The organism is Amycolatopsis regifaucium, from assembly GCF_001613935.1.
Lineage (GTDB): Bacteria > Actinomycetota > Actinomycetes > Mycobacteriales > Pseudonocardiaceae > Amycolatopsis > Amycolatopsis regifaucium.
Map to the genome: position 1 here is coordinate 58,677 of NZ_LQCI01000049.1, position 18,890 is coordinate 77,566.

19 protein-coding genes are annotated in these 18,890 nt (G+C 68.7%); 13 read left to right on the top strand and 6 right to left on the bottom strand.

Annotated elements, in window-relative coordinates; genetic code table 11:
* Nucleotides 1-15: 15 nt before the first annotated feature.
* Complete coding sequence (locus tag AVL48_RS32215; RefSeq protein ID WP_061984564.1) at nt 16-951, top strand: FliA/WhiG family RNA polymerase sigma factor; 936 nt, start codon at nt 16-18, stop codon at nt 949-951.
* A 28-nt stretch (nt 952-979) separates the two neighbouring features.
* Here AVL48_RS32215 and AVL48_RS32220 read toward each other — a convergent pair whose 3' ends face one another.
* Nucleotides 980-1,642 carry a M23 family metallopeptidase gene (locus AVL48_RS32220; protein ID WP_082857836.1) on the bottom strand — a complete coding sequence of 221 codons (663 nt, stop codon included), beginning with the start codon at nt 1,640-1,642 and terminating at the stop codon, nt 980-982.
* A 381-nt stretch (nt 1,643-2,023) separates the two neighbouring features.
* Between AVL48_RS32220 and rpsB the strand changes: the two genes are divergently transcribed.
* The 6 genes from rpsB to AVL48_RS32250 all read left to right on the top strand — a co-directional run bounded on the left by rpsB (nt 2,024) and on the right by AVL48_RS32250 (nt 7,768).
* The gene (gene rpsB / locus AVL48_RS32225) at nt 2,024-2,908 is read left to right on the top strand and encodes a 30S ribosomal protein S2 (protein WP_061984463.1); all 885 of its coding nucleotides are present in this window, start codon (nt 2,024-2,026) and stop codon (nt 2,906-2,908) included.
* 93 nt (nt 2,909-3,001) lie between these two features.
* Nucleotides 3,002-3,826: a translation elongation factor Ts gene (gene tsf, locus AVL48_RS32230; protein ID WP_061984461.1), complete on the top strand. Its 825-nt coding sequence runs from the start codon at nt 3,002-3,004 to the stop codon at nt 3,824-3,826.
* A 93-nt stretch (nt 3,827-3,919) separates the two neighbouring features.
* Complete coding sequence (gene pyrH / locus AVL48_RS32235; RefSeq protein ID WP_061984459.1) at nt 3,920-4,663, top strand: UMP kinase; 744 nt, start codon at nt 3,920-3,922, stop codon at nt 4,661-4,663.
* Between the two features lie 51 nt (nt 4,664-4,714).
* The gene (frr, locus tag AVL48_RS32240) at nt 4,715-5,272 is read left to right on the top strand and encodes a ribosome recycling factor (protein WP_061984457.1); all 558 of its coding nucleotides are present in this window, start codon (nt 4,715-4,717) and stop codon (nt 5,270-5,272) included.
* The gene (locus AVL48_RS32245) at nt 5,272-6,168 is read left to right on the top strand and encodes a phosphatidate cytidylyltransferase (RefSeq protein ID WP_061984455.1); all 897 of its coding nucleotides are present in this window, start codon (nt 5,272-5,274) and stop codon (nt 6,166-6,168) included. The genes frr and AVL48_RS32245 overlap by 1 nt, the downstream gene beginning before the upstream one ends.
* 67 nt (nt 6,169-6,235) lie before the next feature.
* Nucleotides 6,236-7,768 carry a carboxylesterase/lipase family protein gene (locus AVL48_RS32250; protein WP_244162539.1) on the top strand — a complete coding sequence of 511 codons (1,533 nt, stop codon included), beginning with the start codon at nt 6,236-6,238 and terminating at the stop codon, nt 7,766-7,768.
* A 44-nt stretch (nt 7,769-7,812) separates the two neighbouring features.
* On the opposite strand, the gene AVL48_RS32255 is transcribed toward AVL48_RS32250, so the two are convergent.
* Complete coding sequence (locus AVL48_RS32255) at nt 7,813-8,658, bottom strand: VOC family protein (RefSeq protein ID WP_061984453.1); 846 nt, start codon at nt 8,656-8,658, stop codon at nt 7,813-7,815.
* A gap of 115 nt (nt 8,659-8,773) precedes the next feature.
* Here AVL48_RS32255 and AVL48_RS32260 point away from each other — a divergent pair, with 115 nt between their 5' ends.
* Nucleotides 8,774-9,628 (top strand): class I SAM-dependent methyltransferase, encoded by an 855-nt coding sequence (locus AVL48_RS32260; protein WP_061984451.1) that lies wholly within the window; start codon nt 8,774-8,776, stop codon nt 9,626-9,628.
* Here the strand turns inward: AVL48_RS32260 and AVL48_RS32265 are convergent.
* Both AVL48_RS32265 and AVL48_RS40755 read right to left on the bottom strand, forming a co-directional pair.
* Nucleotides 9,559-10,197: a PadR family transcriptional regulator gene (locus tag AVL48_RS32265; RefSeq protein ID WP_061984560.1), complete on the bottom strand. Its 639-nt coding sequence runs from the start codon at nt 10,195-10,197 to the stop codon at nt 9,559-9,561. The genes AVL48_RS32260 and AVL48_RS32265 overlap by 70 nt on opposite strands.
* An 88-nt stretch (nt 10,198-10,285) precedes the next feature.
* Nucleotides 10,286-10,537, bottom strand: a complete 252-nt coding sequence (locus AVL48_RS40755) for a GNAT family N-acetyltransferase (protein WP_341865677.1) — start codon at nt 10,535-10,537, stop codon at nt 10,286-10,288.
* An 89-nt stretch (nt 10,538-10,626) separates the two neighbouring features.
* On the opposite strand from AVL48_RS40755, the gene rlmN reads away from it, so the two are divergent.
* Both rlmN and AVL48_RS32275 read left to right on the top strand, forming a co-directional pair.
* Nucleotides 10,627-11,736, top strand: coding sequence for a dual-specificity RNA methyltransferase RlmN (gene rlmN, locus AVL48_RS32270; protein ID WP_061984449.1), 1,110 nt, complete (start codon nt 10,627-10,629; stop codon nt 11,734-11,736).
* 205 nt (nt 11,737-11,941) lie between these two features.
* Nucleotides 11,942-12,457: a YybH family protein gene (locus AVL48_RS32275; protein ID WP_244162540.1), complete on the top strand. Its 516-nt coding sequence runs from the start codon at nt 11,942-11,944 to the stop codon at nt 12,455-12,457.
* Between the two features lie 62 nt (nt 12,458-12,519).
* On the opposite strand, the gene AVL48_RS32280 is transcribed toward AVL48_RS32275, so the two are convergent.
* Nucleotides 12,520-13,017 (bottom strand): SRPBCC family protein, encoded by a 498-nt coding sequence (locus AVL48_RS32280; RefSeq protein ID WP_061984447.1) that lies wholly within the window; start codon nt 13,015-13,017, stop codon nt 12,520-12,522.
* Between the two features lie 213 nt (nt 13,018-13,230).
* Between AVL48_RS32280 and AVL48_RS32285 the strand changes: the two genes are divergently transcribed.
* The 3 genes from AVL48_RS32285 to AVL48_RS32295 all read left to right on the top strand — a co-directional run bounded on the left by AVL48_RS32285 (nt 13,231) and on the right by AVL48_RS32295 (nt 17,538).
* The gene (locus AVL48_RS32285) at nt 13,231-14,043 is read left to right on the top strand and encodes a DUF1206 domain-containing protein (protein ID WP_061984445.1); all 813 of its coding nucleotides are present in this window, start codon (nt 13,231-13,233) and stop codon (nt 14,041-14,043) included.
* 247 nt (nt 14,044-14,290) lie between these two features.
* Nucleotides 14,291-16,276 carry a hypothetical protein gene (locus AVL48_RS32290; protein ID WP_061984443.1) on the top strand — a complete coding sequence of 662 codons (1,986 nt, stop codon included), beginning with the start codon at nt 14,291-14,293 and terminating at the stop codon, nt 16,274-16,276.
* Nucleotides 16,277-16,356: 80 nt separating this feature from the next.
* Entirely contained in the window at nt 16,357-17,538 is a 1,182-nt protein-coding gene (locus AVL48_RS32295) for a cysteine desulfurase-like protein (protein ID WP_061984437.1), read from the top strand.
* Here the strand turns inward: AVL48_RS32295 and AVL48_RS32300 are convergent.
* Entirely contained in the window at nt 17,531-18,871 is a 1,341-nt protein-coding gene (locus AVL48_RS32300; protein WP_061984435.1) for a pyridoxal phosphate-dependent decarboxylase family protein, read from the bottom strand. The two genes, AVL48_RS32295 and AVL48_RS32300, sit on opposite strands and share 8 nt — an antisense overlap.
* Between the last annotated feature and the right edge of the window lie 19 nt (nt 18,872-18,890).

Genomic DNA, 18,890 nt, shown 5'->3' on the forward strand with positions numbered 1-18,890 from the left:
GGGAAGACTCGGCAGGTGACCCGACGGCCCGAATCGGCGGCGCACGCGCATCCGCACGAGCACGGAGACCATCCTGAGTCGCATGCTGAGAACGGCGGTCCGATGACCGCCGACCCACATGTCACCGAAGCCGCCGGGAAACACCGTTCCGGCGGGGACGGTCCTGCCGTCGCGCCCGAAACGCGGACGAGTTACGAAGTGGACGCTGGGATACAGGCGCTGTGGCGTGAGTTCACCGAGTCGCCGGACCAGGTCGTGCGTGACAGGCTCGTGCTGCACTACGCCCCGCTGGTCAAGTACGTCGCCGGCCGGGTCGGCACCGGCCTGCCCACCCACGTCGACGTCGGGGACCTGATTCAATCGGGGATCTTCGGCCTCGTCGACGCGATCGAGAAGTTCGAGCCGGCCAGGGGCCTGCGCTTCGAGACCTACGCCATGCAGCGCATCCGCGGCGCGATCCTCGACGACCTCCGCTCCCAGGACTGGGTCCCGAGGGCGGTGCGCAGCAAGGCTCGTGAGGCCGAGCGCGCGCTGGAACGCCTCGGTGCCCGGCTGAACCGCACGCCGACCGACGCCGAACTGGCGGCCGAACTGGAAATCGGTGTCGACGACCTGCGTGAGTTCTACGGCCAGCTGCAGCTGACCAGCGTCATCGCGCTGGAAGACCTCGTCGCCGCCGGCAAGGACAGCAGCTCGCTGGTCGACACCCTGCCCGACGACGGCGCCGTCGACCCGGTGGCCGTCCTGGTCGACCAGGACAACCGCCGCCAGCTGGCGCAGGCGATCGCCCAGCTCACCGAACGCGACCGGATCGTGGTCGGTCTCTACTACTTCGAGAGCCTGACGCTCGCCGAGATCGGCAAGGTCCTCGGCGTCACCGAGTCGCGGGTCAGCCAGTTGCACACCCGCGCCGTCATGCGGCTGCGCGCGAAGCTGGTCGAGCAGGCCTGAGCGTCTGTCGGTGAACCCGCGTCCGCGATCACGCATGTGGTCCCTTGCGAGGTAAGTCTTCAGCTCCGCCAACAGGCGTTGAAAGCCGGCCGCCCTCCCACGGTTTGAGGCGGATTTCCGACGGCTCACCGATCAACGCGAGCGGATCGACGTACTCGTCCCCTTTCCGGACACCGAAGTGAAGGCACGCGGGCTCCGGGCAGCCCGGATGTCCGGCCGCGAGCGTTCCGAGTAGCTGCCCCCGGTACACCTGGTCACCCGCGGTGACGACCGGCGCGAGAGGTTGGTAGGTGGTGTGCAGACCGCCTTCGTGATCGATCGAAACCACCCCGCGACCCGCCACCTGTCCGGCGAACATCACCACTCCCTCGGCGGCGGCGAGCACGTTCGTACCCGGTGCGGCGACGAGGTCCACGCCGCGATGCCCGGGACCGTACGACGTCGCCGGTGGCTCGAAGTACCTGGTGACGCTGGGTATCGGTGCGAGCGGCCAAGAGAGGCGTCCCTGGAGCGAAAAGGCGGCCCTGGCCGTTCCCGGAACGGCGAACGAGGCCATGAGCGCGAGTGTGATCGCCAGGATCGCGACGCGGGGGAGGCGTCTCGACCGCCCGGGACGGCGGTGCCTGCCGCCGGTGCGGTCGATCGCGAAAGAATGCCTGGTGACAGGGCGGGAACAGGTCGTCATGGTCATGCGTTCCAGCCTGGGCGCCCGGCGTGGCGAGTGGGGCGCGCCGGTGGAATCTGTGGATAACCGAGGCGGTTGTGGACAACCGCTCTCATCAGGGCTGCCGGTGCGGTAGGCGGTGACGACAGGGAGTAGACTCTTTTGCGCGGTCCGCGGCAGCGGACTGACTTCGCGTGCACGTGCGCGCTTCCGATGGCCGATCTCCTCACGGAGGGTCAGGACAACCGGGGGCACACGGTCCGGCGGTCCTTGGGGTCACTTCGCCTCCGGGTCCGGGCCCGAGCATCTGCACCAGGGCGATCGGCCACCCGGCCGAGAGCGACGAACCGAGCAAGCGCGTCCCGGCGGAGCCGGGCGCGCACGACACAGAAGAGGTTGATTCCGGCAATGGCCGTCGTCACCATGAAGCAGCTGCTCGACAGCGGCGTGCACTTCGGGCACCAGACCCGTCGGTGGAACCCGAAGATGAAGCGCTACATCTTCACCGAGCGCAATGGCATCTACATCATCGACCTGCAGCAGACGCTGACCTACATCGACCGTGCGTTCGAGTTCATCAAGGAAACCGTCGCGCACGGCGGCACCATCATGTTCGTCGGCACGAAGAAGCAGGCGCAGGAAGCCATCGCCTCCGAAGCCGCGCGCGTGGGCATGCCCTACGTCAACCAGCGTTGGCTCGGCGGCATGCTGACCAACTTCCAGACGGTGCACAAGCGTCTTCTCCGCCTGAAGGAGCTCGAGTCGCAGGAGCAGACCGGTGGTTTCGCCGGCCTGACCAAGCGCGAAATCCTCACGCTCACCCGTGAGAAGGACAAGCTCGAGAAGACCCTCGGCGGTATCCGCGACATGGCCAAGGTGCCGAGCATCGTGTGGATCGTCGACACGAAGAAGGAGCACATCGCCGTCGGCGAGGCTCGCAAGCTGAACATCCCGGTCGTCGCGATCCTCGACACCAACTGCGACCCGGACGAGGTCGACTACCCGATTCCGGGTAACGACGACGCGATCCGTTCGGCCGCGCTGCTGACCAAGGTCGTGGCCGAGGCCGCCGCCGCCGGTCTGATGGCCCGCTCCAGCCGCAACGGTTCCTCCGCCGACGCCAAGCCCGAGGCGGGCGTCGCCACGGACGAGCCGCTGGCCGAGTGGGAGAAGGAGCTGCTCGCCGGCTCCGAGACCGCCGCCGCGGACGCCAAGGAAGCCGCCGCCGCGACCGAGAGCGCCACCGAGGCGCCGGCCGAAGCCCAGGCCGAGCAGGCCACCGCCTCCTCCTGATCCACCCGCCCGTGGGGCCGCCGCCTGGCGGCCTCACGGGTGACTTCCCCAAAAGACTTTTCTCGTACCTGAAAAAGGACGGACACACCCACGATGGCGAACTACACCGCCGCAGACGTGAAGCGTCTCCGCGAGCTGACCGGCTCCGGCATGATGAACTGCAAGAAGGCGCTGGAAGAGACCGACGGCGACTTCGACAAGGCCGTCGAGTTCCTGCGCATCAAGGGCGCGAAGGACGTCGGCAAGCGCGCCGAGCGTGCCACCGCCGAGGGCCTCGTCGCCGGTGACGGCGGCGTGCTGATCGAGCTCGACTCCGAGACCGACTTCGTCGCGAAGAACAAGGACTTCCAGGACCTCGCCGCGAAGATCGTTGAGGTCGCGAAGGCCGAGAAGACCAGCGACGTCGAGAAGCTGAAGGCCGCCTCGCTCGACGGCAAGACCGTCGACGAGACCGTCCAGGAGATGGCCGCCCGCATCGGCGAGAAGCTCGAGCTGCGCCGCGTCGCCGCCTTCGAGGGCACCACCACCACCTACCTGCACCGTCGCGGTGCGGACCTGCCGCCCGCCGTCGGCGTGCTCATCGAGTACACCGGTGAGGGCGAGGCCGCCGCCGAGGCCGCTCGTGGCGCCGCCATGCAGGTCGCCGCGCTGAAGGCCAAGTTCCTCACGCGTGACGAGGTCCCGGCCGACGTCGTCGAGAACGAGCGCAACATCGCGGAGAAGACCGCTCGCGAAGAGGGCAAGCCGGAGCAGGCCATGCCGAAGATCATCGAGGGCAAGGTCAACGCCTTCTACAAGGACAACGTCCTGCTCGAGCAGCCGTCGGTCAAGGACAACAAGAAGACCGTCAAGGCCCTGCTCGACGAGGCCGGCGTGACCGTGAGCCGGTTCGCCCGGTTCGAGGTCGGCCAGGCCTGATCCAGGCCGCGGAACACAAGAGTCACCACTGTGCCCCGTCTCCGTCCATCGGGGACGGGGCACAGTCGGGTCCAGAGCATTAGGGAGGGCGACATGGGTGTCCGGGTCGAAGGCGGATACCGGCGGGTGCTGCTGAAGCTGGGCGGCGAGATGTTCGGCGGCGGTTCCATCGGGGTTGATCCGGATGTGGTGCACTCGGTCGCTCAGCAGATCGCCGACGTGGCGCGCACAGGCGTGCAGATCGCCGTCGTGATCGGCGGCGGCAACTACTTCCGCGGCGCGGAACTGTCGCAGCGCGGCATGGACCGCGACCGCGCGGACTACATGGCGATGCTCGGCACCGTCATGAACTGTCTGGCACTGCAGGACTTCTTGGAGAAGGAGGGCCTGCCGACACGCGTGCAGACCGCCATCACCATGGGCCAGGTCGCCGAGCCGTACATCCCGCGTCGCGCCGAGCGTCACCTGGAGAAGGGCCGCGTCGTCATCTTCGGTGCCGGGGTCGGCATGCCGTACTTCTCCACCGACACCGCCGCCGCGCAGCGCGCGCTCGAACTCGGCTGTGAAGCCGTCTTGATGGCGAAGGCCGTCGACGGCGTCTACACCGCGGATCCGAAGAGCGACCCGACCGCGGAGATGTTCCACGAGATCAGCCACCGCGAGGTGCTGGAACGGGACCTCAAGGTCGCCGACGCCACCGCGTTCAGCCTGTGCATGGACAACAACATGCCGATCATCGTGTTCAATCTGCTCACCGAGGGGAACATCGCTCGCGCGGTCGGTGGTGAGAGGATCGGCACACTGGTCGACACCCCCGCCGACAGGGTGCCCGCGTAGTCCTGCTCTGCTCTTCGCAACCGGTACGAATACACAACAACGGGAGTTGCCGTGATCGACGAGACCCTCCTCGACGCCGAGGAGAAGATGGAAAAAGCGGTGTCCGTCGCCAAGGAGGACCTGTCGTCGGTGCGCACCGGCCGGGCCCACCCTGGGATGTTCTCGCGCGTTGTCGTCGACTACTACGGCGCGCCGACCCCGCTGAACCAGCTGGCGGGCGTCAACATCCCTGAAGCCCGGATGGCGTTGATCAAGCCCTACGACCAGACCTCGCTCAACGCCATCGAGAAGGCGATCCGCGAGTCGGACCTCGGCGTCAACCCGAGCAACGACGGCAACGTGATCCGCATCGTGATCCCGCAGCTCACCGAAGAGCGCCGCAAGGAAATGGTGAAGGTCGCCAAGGCCAAGGGTGAGGACGCCCGTGTCTCGATCCGCAGCGTCCGCCGCAAGGCCAAGGAAGAGCTCGACCGGATCAAGAAGGACGGCGAGGCGGGCGAGGACGAGGTCGTCCACGCCGAGAAGGAACTCCAGAACCTCACCGACACGTACACGCACAAGGTCGACGAGCTGGTGAAACACAAGGAAGCCGAGCTACTCGAGGTCTGATGAGCCAGGTGAGCGAGGAACGCGACGACCGGGTGGACGTCCCGGAACCGGTTCCGGCTGAGAAGCCGGAACCGGCGCAGAAGGTTTCCCGCGCCGGCCGCAACCTGCCCGCCGCGATCGGGGTCGGGCTGCTGCTGGGGGCGGCGATCATCACGTCCCTGCTCACCGTCCGGTTTCTTTTCATCGGCATCATCGCGATCGCCATCGCGGTCGGCACGATCGAACTGGCCGGTGCGCTGAAGCGCGCGGCGGACATCCGGATCGCGCTGGTCCCGGTGCTCGTCGGCGGTCAGGCGATGATCTGGCTGGCGTGGCCGTTCGGCCGTGAGGGCGCGCTGACGGCGTTCGTGCTGACGGTGCTGGTCTGCCTGTTGTGGCGGTTGCCCGGCGGGGCGGAAGGCTATCTGCGCGACATCAGCGCGTCGGTCTTCGCCGCCGCGTACATCCCGCTCTTCGGCGCCTTCGCCGCGATGCTGGTGCCGCCCGAAGACGGGGTCGGCCGCGTCCTGGCCTTCATGATCGGGGTCGTCGCCTCGGACACCGGCGGCTACATCGCCGGCGTGCTGGGCGGCAAGCATCCGATGGCGCCCAGCATCAGCCCGAAGAAGACTTGGGAAGGCTTCGCCGGTTCACTCGTGGCGGGTGTGGTCGCCGGGGCGCTGACGCTGAGCCTTCTGCTCGACGGCCACGCCTGGCAGGGTGTGCTGTTCGGCGCGGCGATCGTCTTGACCGCGACGCTGGGCGATCTCGTGGAGTCGCTGATCAAGCGCGATCTCGGCGTCAAGGACATGGGGAACATGTTGCCGGGGCATGGTGGCCTGATGGACCGCCTCGACTCGCTGCTCCCCTCGGCCGTCGTCTCCTGGCTGCTGCTCTCCGCCTTCGTCCCCGTTTAGACAGCGGCGAAAGCAATGTGACAAGCCCGCGCCGTTGGGCCAAGGTCGGAGTATGCGAACTCAACGGATGAGTAAGCGACTTCTGACCCTGGCAATGAGCGTCCTGACGCTCGGCGCCCTGACGACATCCGTGGCGGAGGCGGGCGAAAGTCCGGTCGTCCGCACGGATTCCGGCCCCGTTCGCGGGGTGCTCACCAGCGAATACCGGAGTTTTCAAGGCATCCCGTTCGCCGCGCCACCGGTCGGCGAGCTCCGCTGGGCACCACCACAGAGACCCCGGCCGTGGACCGCTGTGCGGGACGCGAGCAAACCCGGACCTCGGTGCGCGCAAGGGGAGGGCATCGGCTCACCCTCGAGCGTCGACGAGGATTGCCTGTACCTCAATGTGATCAGCCCGGCCAAACCGACGCCCCGACCGCGTCCGGTGCTGGTGTGGGTCCATGGCGGCGGCTTCACTTCCGGCGCCGGCAGTGACTACGACTTCGAACGGCTCGCTCTCGGCGGGGATGTCGTCGTGGTGACCGTGAACTACCGGCTGGGTGTGTTCGGCTTCTTCGGCCATCCTGGACTCGGGCGCGACTCCGGCGTCTTCGGCCTTCAGGACCAGCAAGCCGCTCTTCGCTGGGTCCAGCGCAACGCCCGCGCTTTCGGCGGGGATCCTCGCAATGTCACGTTGTTCGGTGAGTCAGCGGGCGGGATGAGCACCTGCGCCCAGCTGACTTCGCCGTCGGCCGCCGGGCTCTTCTCCCGCGCGATCATCCAGAGCGGGCCGTGCACGATCGACTGGCCCGCCAACGGGATCTTCCCCGGTGCTCCCGAAGGGAAGCTCTTCCAACGCCGCTCGGACGTCGAGGCGTTCGGCGACGCCGAGGGGCAGAAGCTCGGCTGTGCCGACGTGGAGTGCCTGCGCCGCTTGCCTGTCGACGCGTTGCTGCCGTTGCCGTTCAACGCCCCGGCCTTCGACACCCGCCTCTTGCCGACCGATCCGGCGGAGGCGTTCCGGGCGGGCCGGTTCGCGAAGGTGCCGGTGATGACCGGGACCACGCGTGACGAGGGCAGGTTGTTCGCCGCGTTCTTCCCGGACCAGCCGATCACCGAAGCGCGCTATCAGCAACTGCTGCGGGACGCCTTTGGCGACAAGGCGTCCGTCGTCGCGGCGAAGTATCCGTCGGCCGCGCATGGCAGTCCGGGCAACGCCTTCGCCGACGTCATGACAGATCGAGTGTGGGCGTGCTCGGAGGTCGAGGCTCAGCGTCACCTCGCCGCGAGGACACGGACGTTCGCTTACGAATTCGCCGATCGCGGCGCTCCGTCGCTGATCCCCTTCCCGCCTGGGATCGACCCGGGAGCTTCCCATGGTTCAGAATTGGCGTATTTGTCTGAGTTAGGTGGTTCTCCGGCGAAGTTGACGCCCGCGCAGCAGAAACTCGCGGCGCTAATGATCCAGTACTGGACCCGGTTCGCCAGGACTGGCGATCCGAACGGCGAAGCCCTGCCGAAGTGGCGCCCGGCGCCGAAGGTGCAGTCGCTGGCACCGGACCGGATCGGCCCGGTCGACTACGCCGCCGAGCACAACTGCGGCTTCTGGGCGAAGCTCTGACGAAAGAGCCGGGGGCGAGCTGACTCGCCCCCGGCTCGATCAGCTCAGTCGTCGTAGGGGTCGTCGACTTCGGCGGTACCCCAGCCTTCGGCGACCCGGGAGTGGTCGATCACCGCGAACACCGAACCGTCGGGGTCGGCGAGGATCGCGACGCGGCCGTACGGGGTGTCGTAGGGCTGGACCACGACGGCGCCGCCGAGCATCAACGCCTGTCCCGCGGCGGCGTCCGCGCCGCGGGCGGGATCCAGCGCGAGGTAGACCATCCAATGCGGGGGAGTGTCCGGCCGGTATTCCGTGCCCATCACGTACCGGTACAGCACGGGCTCGTGCTCGATGAGCCATTCGGCGTAGTCGAGCGAGGTGCCGTCGCCGATCTGGTGGCTGGTGTAGTTGAAGAGGCGGCAGTAGAAGTGATCCGCCGCCGCGCCGTCGTGGGTGTTGAGGTCCGCGCCGCTGAAGGTGTTGGGGATACCGGTCGCGAACTCCCAGGTGACCGGCGGTTCCCAGAAGACGACGTGCGCGCCGCAAGCGTCGACGGCGTGGACGATGGTGCCGCGCTCGGGAATCGCCACCGGGCCGAGGGTGACCCGGCCACCGAGACTGTCGACCCATTCCGCGGCCGCGGCGGCCGAATGGGTCGACAGGTGGACGCTCCATCCGCTCGGCCCGCCGGTGCCGGAGCGGTACAGACCGCCGACGGGGACGCCGTTCAGGGTCGCGATCGAGTAGCGTCCGGTCGGCGTCGCGGGATCACGCTGGACAGTGAACTCCCAGTCGAAAAGCCCGCTGTAGAAAGCTTGAGCGGCCGCTTCGTCTCTGCAGGCGAGTTCGATCCAGCACGGGATTCCTGAAGGGATGACGGAAGTGTGAGCGGCCGAGCCAAGCGACATGCGGTTCTCCCTTACCGGTAGGGGTAAAGTCTAGTCGCTTTCCGCATTGTTTCCGTCAAAGACTTGGATCCGGGCGGCCTGGAACCCGGCCCGGTGTTCCGTCGTTGGAGTTTTCGTGCGCTGGTTTCCCCGATCCGTCTCCTCCTTCCGCCGCGGTGGTGAGGAAGTGCTGCCGAGCCCGAACATCTGGTACTACCAAAAGGCCTACGAGATCGAGAACCGCGCGCAAGACGTCGACGACGAGATCTGGCGGGTCCTCGCCGAGTATCGCGACTGGGCCGGTGCGGACGTGCTCGACCTCGGCTGCGGCGACGGTTTCCACCTGCCCCGATTCGCCGCGACGGCGCGGTCCGTGCTCGGGGTCGAACCCCACGAACCGCTCGTCCGTGACGCGCGGCACCGCGTCGGGGACCTGGCGAACGTCGAGGTGCGGCAAGGCCGTGCGCAGCGGCTTCCGGTGCCGGACGCGGCTTTCGACGTCGTTCACGCGCGGACGGCGTACTTTTTCGGCCCCGGCTGCGAGCCCGGCCTTCGTGAGGCGGAGCGGGTACTGCGGCCCGGCGGGACGTTGATGATCGTGGATCTCGACGTGACGAGTGAGCCCTACGGACGCTGGATGCGACAGGATCTGCCGCACTACGACCCGTCCGGTGTCGAGAAGTTCTTCGCCCGTCAGGGATTCGGCTGCCGCAAGGTGATGACGCGGTGGCTGTTCGAGGACGTGGCCGCGATGGAAGCGGTGCTGAAGATCGAGTTCAGCGCGCCGGTCGCGGCGAAGGCGATCGCGGAGGTCCGGCGCCTCAACGAGGTTTCGTCAGGAGCCGGGGAGAAGCGGATGACGGTGCCGGTGGGCTATCGCGTGCATACCCGCACCAAGCCCACCGGCCTCGTCGTGCCAGGTCACTCCGCGTCCTCGGGGGACGCCCCGTCCGGAGTGGTGTCGTCGTCGGCCTCGCCGAGGATGCCGTAGATCGTCCGGCGTGCCTCGTTGAGCACGTCGACGGCGCGGGACTGCTGTGCTTCGCTGCCGGCGTGCATGACCTGCATGACCGCGGCGGCCAGGGTCGCGCCCGCCTTGCGCAGGTTCACCTCGACCGGGTCGACGTCGTGGGCGATCTGCTCCCACGGCGGGACGGCGTCCTGTTGCTGGGCCGCGGCGCGACCGGATTCGGTGAGCTCGAACAGCTTCTTGCCGCTCTCGTCCTTGCTGATCACCAGGCCTTCGTCGGCCAGCATCTGCAGGGTCGGGTAGACCGAGCCGGGACTCGGCTTCCAGAAGCCGCCGCTGCGCTCGCCGATCTCGCGGATGATCTCGTAACCGTGCCTCGGCTGCTCGGAAAGCAGCGCGAGGATCGCGGCGCGGACGTCACCGCGCTTGCCGCGACGGCCGCCGGGGCCACCACGACGGCCGTGCCGATGCCGGTGCCCGGGTCCGCCGGGGCCCCAGCCGGGCGGCGGGGGGAATTCGCCGAAGCCGCCGCGTGCCCAGGGTCCGAAGGCGGGTCGGCCGTGTTCTGGAGGAAAAGGTCGTCCTCGCATGATGTGAATCCTCTCTACGTAATGTTCCGACACGTTCACGATATATCGGAACCAGTCGTACGGCAACCCAATCTTCGTGACGTGGGTCTCAGCTGAGGTCGAGGGCGAGCAGATCGACGCCGCCCGTGTCGAACCCGCCGACCTTGCGCCAGCCCCAACGGCGGTACAGCGCCCTGGCAGGCGCCGCGACGCGGGACCCCAGGAGCGCGAACCGCTCCGGCCGGTCTTTCAGCAGGTCGTCGAGCAAGGCACGGCCGTGTCCTCGGCCTCGCAACTCCGGGACGACGGCCGGCTCGTATACGTCTTCATGGCGAACCCAGGAGCGCGGCGTGTTCGGCACAAGCCCGGGCGCGCGTCACGTGAGCTGGCGAACAGCGATGGAGGGCGGCGCGGGCGCGTCGAAGGTGGACATGGGAGACTGGGTGAGCTATGACTGCCCTCCCTCTCGTCTTCGACGCGCCCAAGCGCGGCCTCCCGCCGCGCCACCTCGCCGACCTCACCGCCGCCGAGCGGGCCGAGGCCGTCGCCGAGCTGGGTGAGAAGCCGTTCCGCGCGAAGCAGCTGTCGAACCACTACTTCTCGCGGCTCACGGTGAATCCGGAGGAGATGACCGACATCCCGGCCGCGTCGCGGGAGAGGCTCGTCGCCGACCTGATGCCGCCGCTGCTCACCGAGATCAAAGCACTCGCCTGCGACGACGGCGCCACCCGCAAGACCCTGTGGCGCGCGCACGACGGGACGCTGCTGGAGAGCGTGCTGATGCGCTACCCGGACCGCGCGACCCTGTGCATCTCGAGCCAGGCGGGCTGCGGCATGGCGTGCCCGTTCTGCGCGACCGGGCAGGGCGGCCTCGACCGGAACCTCTCGACCGCCGAGATCGTCGACCAGGTCCGCGCGGCCGCCGCCGTGATGCGCGACGGCGCGATGGCCGGTGGCCCCGGTCGCCTCTCGAACATCGTCTTCATGGGCATGGGCGAGCCGCTGGCGAACTACAAGCGGGTGGTGGCGGCGGTACGACGGATCACGGACCCGTCGCCCGAGGGGCTCGGTATCGGTCAGCGTTCGGTGACGGTGTCGACCGTCGGTCTCGCGCCCGCCATCCGCAAGCTGGCGGACGAGAAGATGCAGGTCCGGCTCGCGGTGTCGTTGCACACGCCGGACGACGAGCTGCGGGACACCCTCGTGCCGGTGAACGAGCGTTGGTCGGTGGACGAGGTTCTCTCGGCCGCCCGGTACTACGCGGACACGTCCGGTCGCCGGGTGTCGATCGAGTACGCCCTGATCCGGGACATCAACGACCAGCCTTGGCGCGCCGAGCTGCTCGCCAAGCGGCTGCGCAAGCATCTCGGCCAGCTGGTGCACGTGAACGTGATTCCGCTGAACCCGACTCCGGGCAGCAAGTGGGACGCGTCGCCGAAGCCGGTGGAGCGGGAGTTCGTCCGCCTGGTCAACGCCGGCGGTGTCGCGTGCACGGTACGGGACACGCGCGGCCAGGAGATCGCCGCGGCCTGCGGCCAGCTCGCGGCCGAAGAAAGCTGATCACTCGCCTGCCCACGGGCGAAGTTTCTCCGGGTCGCGGATGGCCCAGCTCCGCGTGATCCGGTCGTCCGCGACGTCGAACGCGTAGCCCGACGAGACATCGTGTCGCATTGTCAGGGTGGGATTGCGCCTGACGTTTTCCAGGGCTGTGTCGTCGTAGTGCTCGGAAGTGGACGCTACGAGCAGCTGCGGCTGATGGGCGCGGGTGACGCTGTCGTTGTCGGCCGAGTTCGAGAACTTCGTGCCGCGCCCCCGGTCGCCGTTGCTTGATTCTCCGGAAGGACTGATGATGCGGGAAACGGGCGAAGCCGGACTCAGGCGGCACATCGGCGAAATCGTCGAAGGGATCAAGGCCAAGGATCCGGACCGTCTCCGGCGGCTCTACTCCGACGACGTCGTGTCCTTCGACATCGATCCGCCGTTGCAGCACGTCGGCATCGACGCGAAATTGAAGAACTGGGCGAGGGTGTTCGTGTTCTTCGAGGACGTGCGCTACGAGATTCGCGATCTGCGGTTGACGGTGGGCGAAAGTGTCGCGTTCGGACACTGCTTCGGACGGCTCAGCGGCACGACGAAGGACGGGACCGCGGTGGGCGGGATGTGGGTCCGGGGGACCTTCGGCTTCCGGAAGATCGACGGGCGCTGGCTGATCACCCACGATCAGGTTTCGGTCCCGCTCGACATCGCGGGCGGTAAGGGGATGACCGATCTCGAGCCGTGAGCCGGGATCGACGATCGGCGCCGACCACGACGGCTTGTGGCCGGTGCCGATGCCGGGGGTCGCTAGGGCCGTTCGGAGATCGCAGCCGTCCGTGTGGCGATTTCGGCCAGGTGGCGCAGCGAGTTGATGAGATGGTCGGGGCCGAACGGCGGGAACTGGAGGTATTCGCGGATGGAAGGCGGCACCGCCGACCAGTCGTAGGTCAGCGTGACCTCGGTCTCGGCCGGGCCGAGCGGTGCCAGGTCGTAGCGCCAGCTCCAGCCGCCGAACTCCAGGCTGCCGCCGGCTTTCTCCGTCCCCGTCAGCCAGCCGATGGCGCGCGGCGGGTCGAAGACCGCGACCTTGTTGACCACCCGGTAGTCACCGTCGGGACGGGCGGCGTGATACATGTCCATCCGGAACAGCTGCCCCACCACGGCCAGTGGCGCCTGGTCGACCGCTTCCTGAACCCAGCCGGTGCCATCGATCGCGGAGTGGGTCGTCGGATCCGCCAGTATCGCGAACATCCTGGCGACCGGCGCGGCGACGGTCATGGTGGCGGTGACGTTCTCCTCGGCCATGGTGTGCGCTCTCCTTCGTCTCGGGCCTCCCAGCGGCCCGTCGTGGTCTCTCACTCTCGCTACGAACGGGACCGGCGCTTTTCGACATCGTCCGCGAAAGAACTTCGGCGAGCCCGGAAAAGGGGCCCGCACTGGGCCGGATGGCCCAGTCGCGCGGCGGACCCGGCCGTCGGCCGCGACACTCGGAGGAAGTCGACGGCGGAGGTGAGCAGGATGTCCGGGACGAAGGCGAGACAGGTTCGCCACAGCGACACCGTGCAGGTGCTCGGGCGGATCGGAATGGGGTGCTATGGGTTGGTGTACCTGCTGATCGGGTACCTGGCGGTGCGGATCGCCGTCGGCGGCGGCGGTCAGGAGGCGGACGGGCGCGGCGCGATCACCGAGGTCGGCTCGACGCCGCTCGGTGGTGCGCTGTTGTGGGTCCTCGCGGCCGGTCTGGTGGCGTACGGGCTGTGGCAGGCACTGCTGGCCGCGGTCGGATACACCTGGATCGACAAGGAGTGGCGCCGTACGGTCAAACGCGTGACCTCCGGAGCGCGGTGCGTGGTCGGGATCGGGCTTGGCCTGTACGCGGTCCGGCTGGCCGCGGGGGCGGGAGAGCAGAGCGGTGACCAGAAGCAGCAGGAGTTCACCGCGCGGCTATTGGCGCTGCCCGCCGGTCCGTTCCTGGTGATCGTGGTGGCGGTCATCGTGTTCGGGGTCGCCGTCGCTTCCGTGGTGAAGGGGGTGCGGCGGACGTTCTTGCAGGATCTCGACCTCTCGTCCTTGCCGTCGGGTACCCGGCGCTGGGTCGAGCGGCTCGGCCAGATCGGTTACGTGGCAAGGGGTGTCGTGTTCGGCGTGGTCTCGGTGCTTCTCGGGTACGCGGCGCTGACGCATGATCCGTCCCGCTCCGGCGGTCTCGACGCCGCCCTGCGCACCTTGGCCGCTCAGCCGTTCGGCACGGTGCTGCTCTTCGTTGTGGCCCTCGGTGTCGCCGCGTTCGGTGTCTATTGCGGCGGAGCGGCACGGGCACAGCGCGGTTGAGTCCGCTCTGGGGGACAGAACACTCCGGATGCCGTCCGGAAGCGGCGACAGGGAGAGCAGGCATAGGCCCGTTGCCGCCGGCGGGCGAAACTCAGCCCGGTCTCGGCGATGAAGAGCCGGTTCTCCGCTAGTGATCCGATGAGTCGAGGCTCGAAGCAATGTCTCGGTGGACAAAAGCGGGCCTTGTCGCCAATAGATCCGATGAATCCTCTATCTCTTTGCCGGATCTTGCGCCAAGATGCTCCGCATGAAACTGAGATCGATCACCAAACGCATGCTCGTTCTCGGGCTGCTGACGGTTCTGGGGACCACCGGGATCCCGTCCGCGGCCACCGCCGACCCGCTGCCCGGCAACCCGGACGTGAACGCGACCGGGCTGCCGCGTGGCGGCTGGGAACCGGTCGGTCCGAACAGCATCGGCGGGCTGCTGGCGGTTTCCCCCGCCGGCCTGCTCATGATGCAGCCCAGCCCGCCCGCGTTGTGGGTCTCCGGCGATCGCGGCGCCTCGTGGACGGCGCGCCGAGGGCTCCCGGCGGAGACCGTCATCCAGGGGTTCTTCGCCGATCCGGTGAACCCCGGCCGGATGCTCGCGGTGGGCAACAAACCCGCGGGACTGCAGGGCGAGTGGCGCGGACTGCTGATGAGCACCACCGACGGCGGCCAGACCTGGGAGACCCTGCGTGAGTGGTATCCCGACGGCGCGTTCGGCATGGCCACGGACCCGGCCGGTCGCGTCGTCGTCGTGCAGAACCTCGACTCGCTGAGCGTGAGCACCGACGGCGGTGTGCACTGGAACGACGTACCGAGGACGTGGCCGCGTGAAGGGATCGCCGCGCCGGTCGGCGGGCTCAAGCTCACCCTGGTCGGCGACGACGCCTACTTCACGACGGTCTACCCGGAGTACTCGCTGTGGGTGGTCCGCGGTGTCAGCGGCAAGGAGCCGAAGGCCGAACTCGTCTACCGCGTCAACGGCGAGATCGGGCAGGTCGCCGCGGACGGCGAGCGGTTCGTGGTCACGGTCGGCCCCGAACTGCACGGTTCCGCCGACGGCGGGAAGACCTGGACGGTCCTGCGCCGCGAGCCCGGCGGGCAGCCGCTGCGCGAACCGCACTTCGTCGGCGGCCGCCTGTATGTGGCGACGTATAACGACATAGACGTCAGCGCGGACGGCGGCCGTACCTGGACCCGCAAGCCGGTGCCCGCGGCGGGCGAAGGCGTCACCGACATGGCCCAACTCCCTGCCGTCGCCGGCAAACCCGCCACCACGCTGATCTCCGCGGTGTACCGAGGGGTGTACGCCGACGGCGGCAAGAACGGCTACCAGCAGATCGGGGTGCCCGGCGAGTCCATTCGCGACCTCGTGACCACCGGGAACCTTCTGCGCGAGAACGTCGTCGCCGCCGGGATGCAGGAGATCTACAACACCCCGCTGCCGCGCGGCAAGGTCACCGCGGCGACCAGGATCTGGCAGTCGCACCCCACCGACCGGCTGCACGAAGACGCGCGCCTGTCCGTCTCGCCGAGCCGCCCGGACGTCGTCTGGCAGGTCACCCGGAACGGCTTCGCGCTCGACGTACTGCGCAGCGGCGACGGCGGCCGCACCTGGCAGTTCGCGGCGAAGGCGAAGGAAGGCCTCCCCCGGGCGATCTTCGCCCATCCGGCTGACCCGGACAGGCTGCTCGTCTCGGCCTTCGCCCCCAGCGGCTACGTCCTCTACCGCAGTGGCGATGCCGGGAAGACCTGGGAAAAGCTCCCCACCGACCACGGCTTCATCGCCTTGGCCGGGGACCCGTGGAACGCGGATCGCGTCTGGGGCGGGGACTTCGATGGCCTGTCCCGATCCGACGACGGCGGCAAGACCTGGACCCACGTGTCCGACGAACCGGTCAGTTCGATCTCGGTGAGCCGCTGGGGCGGCGGCCGCGTTCTCGTCGGTGGGGCGGGCCTGCTGCTCAGTGAGGACAACGGCCGGACGTTCCGCCGGGTCCGCGACGGCGAGGACCCGCGCGAGATCAGCCGGATCCTGCCGCATCCGTTCGATTTCCGGGTGTGGTTCGCGGCAGGCTCGACCGGGGGAGGCGTCCTGCGCAGCACGGACTTCGGCCGCACCTGGTCGCCGGTGCCCGGCGCCCTGCCCGACGCCAGGGTGCTCTCCCTGACGACCAGTTCGGACGGCCGGTACCTGTTCGCCGGAACCGCGCAGTCCGGCGCTTACCGCCTGACGCTGTACTGAGCCGAGGCGCTTCGTGGCCGGAGCAAGTTCCGGCCACGAAGCGTTTACTCGGTCCACCACCGGATGTCAGAGTCGAGGTCATGGCCATCGACGTCGCCGCCCTCCGGGCCCACTTCCCGTCTCTCACCACCGGAACCGCCTTCTTCGACGGACCAGCGGGCACCCAGACACCCCGGCAAGTCGGCGACGCCATCGCGGCGACGCTGACCGGTCCGCTGTCGAACCGGGGCAGGGTCAGCCCGTCCGAACTCCACGCCGAGAACGCGGTCGCGGACTTCCGCGCCGCTTACGCCGACTTCCTCGGCGTGCCGGCCGAGGGGATCGTTCACGGCCGCAGCGCCACCCAGCTGACGTACGACTTTTCCCGGCATCTGGCCAAAACCTGGCGTGAGGGTGACGAGATCGTGGTCAGCCGTCTCGATCACGACGCCAACGTCCGGCCCTGGATCCAGGCCGCCGAACGGGCCGGGGTGACCGTCCGCTGGATCGGCATCGATCCCGACACCACCGATTTCGACCTCGCTTCCCTCGTCCTCACCGAGCGGACGCGGCTGGTCGCGGTCACGGCGGCGTCGAACGTCCTCGGCACCAAACCGCCGGTCCGCCGGATCGCCGATCTCGCCCACGACGCCGGGGCGCTGGTGTTCGTCGACGGCGTGCACTACGCCGCGCACAATCGGGTGGACGTTCCCGCGCTGGGAGCGGACTTCTTCGTCTGCTCGCCGTACAAGTTCCTCGGCCCGCACTGCGGCGTGCTCGGCGCGTCGCCCGCCCTGCTGGAAACCGTCGAGCCGGACAAGCTCGTGCCGTCGCCAGGCACCGTGCCCGAGCGGTTCGAATTCGGCACCCTGCCCTACGAGATCCTCGCGGGCGCCACGGCCGCGGTGGACTTCCTCGCCGGTATCGACCCGGGCGCGGGCGGATCGCGGCGGGACCGGCTGACGAATTCGCTGAACTCCTTGCAGGACCACGAACTCTCGCTCCGCACGAGGCTGGAAAAGGGGCTGGGCGGCGCGATCACCGTCCACTGCAAGGCGGACGACCGGACCCCGACCATCCTGATGAGCCTCGGCGGCCGGGAGCGCGAGGCTCAGCGGCGGCTCGCCGAACGGAACATCGTCGCCCCGGCGGGTTCTTTCTACGCGTACGAAGTCTTCGCGGCTTTGAACCTGCGGGATCCGGCGCTCCGGGTCGGGGTCGCTCCCTACACCAGCGCCGAGGACGTCGACAGGTTGCTGGACGGGCTGGCGGCGTTCAGCTGAGGGACCGGATCTCCTCGACGGCGCCCAGCACGTGCTCGGCGTGCGTGCGGTGGCTGAGCACGCAAAGCCTGATGAAGAACCGTCCGCGAATCCTGGTACTGGTGAGCAGGTACCGTCCCCGCGCGCGGATCTCGTCGAAAAGCCGTTCCGTGGCCTCGTCACCCGCGCTCGCCCGGAAGACCACAGTGGACAGTTGAGGCGGCCAGGGCAGGTCCAGACCGGGGATGTGGAGAAGCTCCTCGTAGGCCCTCCAGGCGAGGTCGAGCTTCTCGTCCAACGCATCCCGGAAGGACTGGACCCCGTGCAGCCGCAACGGAAGCCAGACGGCGAGCCCGCGATGCTCCCTGGTCAACTCGAGGCCGCGATGGGCGTAGTCGGGCAGTCCCTCACGCCGGCCGAGGTCCTGGTAATAGGCGGCTTGCCGGTGATACGCCCGATCGAGTGTCGCGGTGTCCCGCACCAGTAGCGCGCCGATCCCGTAGGGCAGGAACAGGCCCTTGTGCGGATCGAGGGTGATCGAGTCGGCCTGTTCGATCCCGGCGAAGCGAGCACGGCCGCGCTCGGTCAGCTGGAACGCGCCGCCGTACGCGCCGTCGACGTGGAACCACAGGTTTTCGCGGCGGGCGAGGTCGGCGAGTTCGGCCAGCGGGTCGACGGCGCCGGTGTCCGTGGTGCCCGCGGTTCCGGCGATCAGGAAGGGAACCAGGCCCCGACGCCGGTCCTCGGCGATCATGCGGGCGGCCGCGAGCGGATCCATCCGCAGCTCGTCGTCCACCGGGACGACCCGGACGCTTTCCGAGGGCAGCCCGGCGATCGACGCGGCTTTGGCCACGCAGACATGCGTGTGCTCGCTGACGTACAGCGTGCCGTCCGGCGTGCGTCTCGCCGCTACGACGGCGGTGAGCGTCGCCAGCGAACCGCCGGAGGTCAGCACCCCGCCCGAACCGGCGGGAAGGCCGAACTCCGCGCACAGCCAGCGCAGGACGCTCTCCTCGATCGCGACCAGACCGGGCGCCATGTCGGCGACCGTCCCGAACCGGTTCATCGTCAGGGTGAGCAACCCCGCTATCGCCGAGGTGACCAGTCCGCCCGCCGGGATGTACCCGAGATAGCGCGGTCCGGCGGTCTCGACGCCGACCGCGGCCGCCGCGCCCACGGTGTCGAGCAGTTCGCCCAGCGGCCGGGCGTCGTCGGTGATGGAGACGTCGCCGTCGAAGGCCGTGGGATCGTGCGCGGGCCTGTCGGGCAGTCCGGTGACGAAGGAGGTGACGAAGTCGAGCGCCGCGGTCCCGAGTTCGCGCAGTTCGGCGTCGGAGGGTTCGAGAGGGAGCATGTCCCGCAGTCAAACGGTG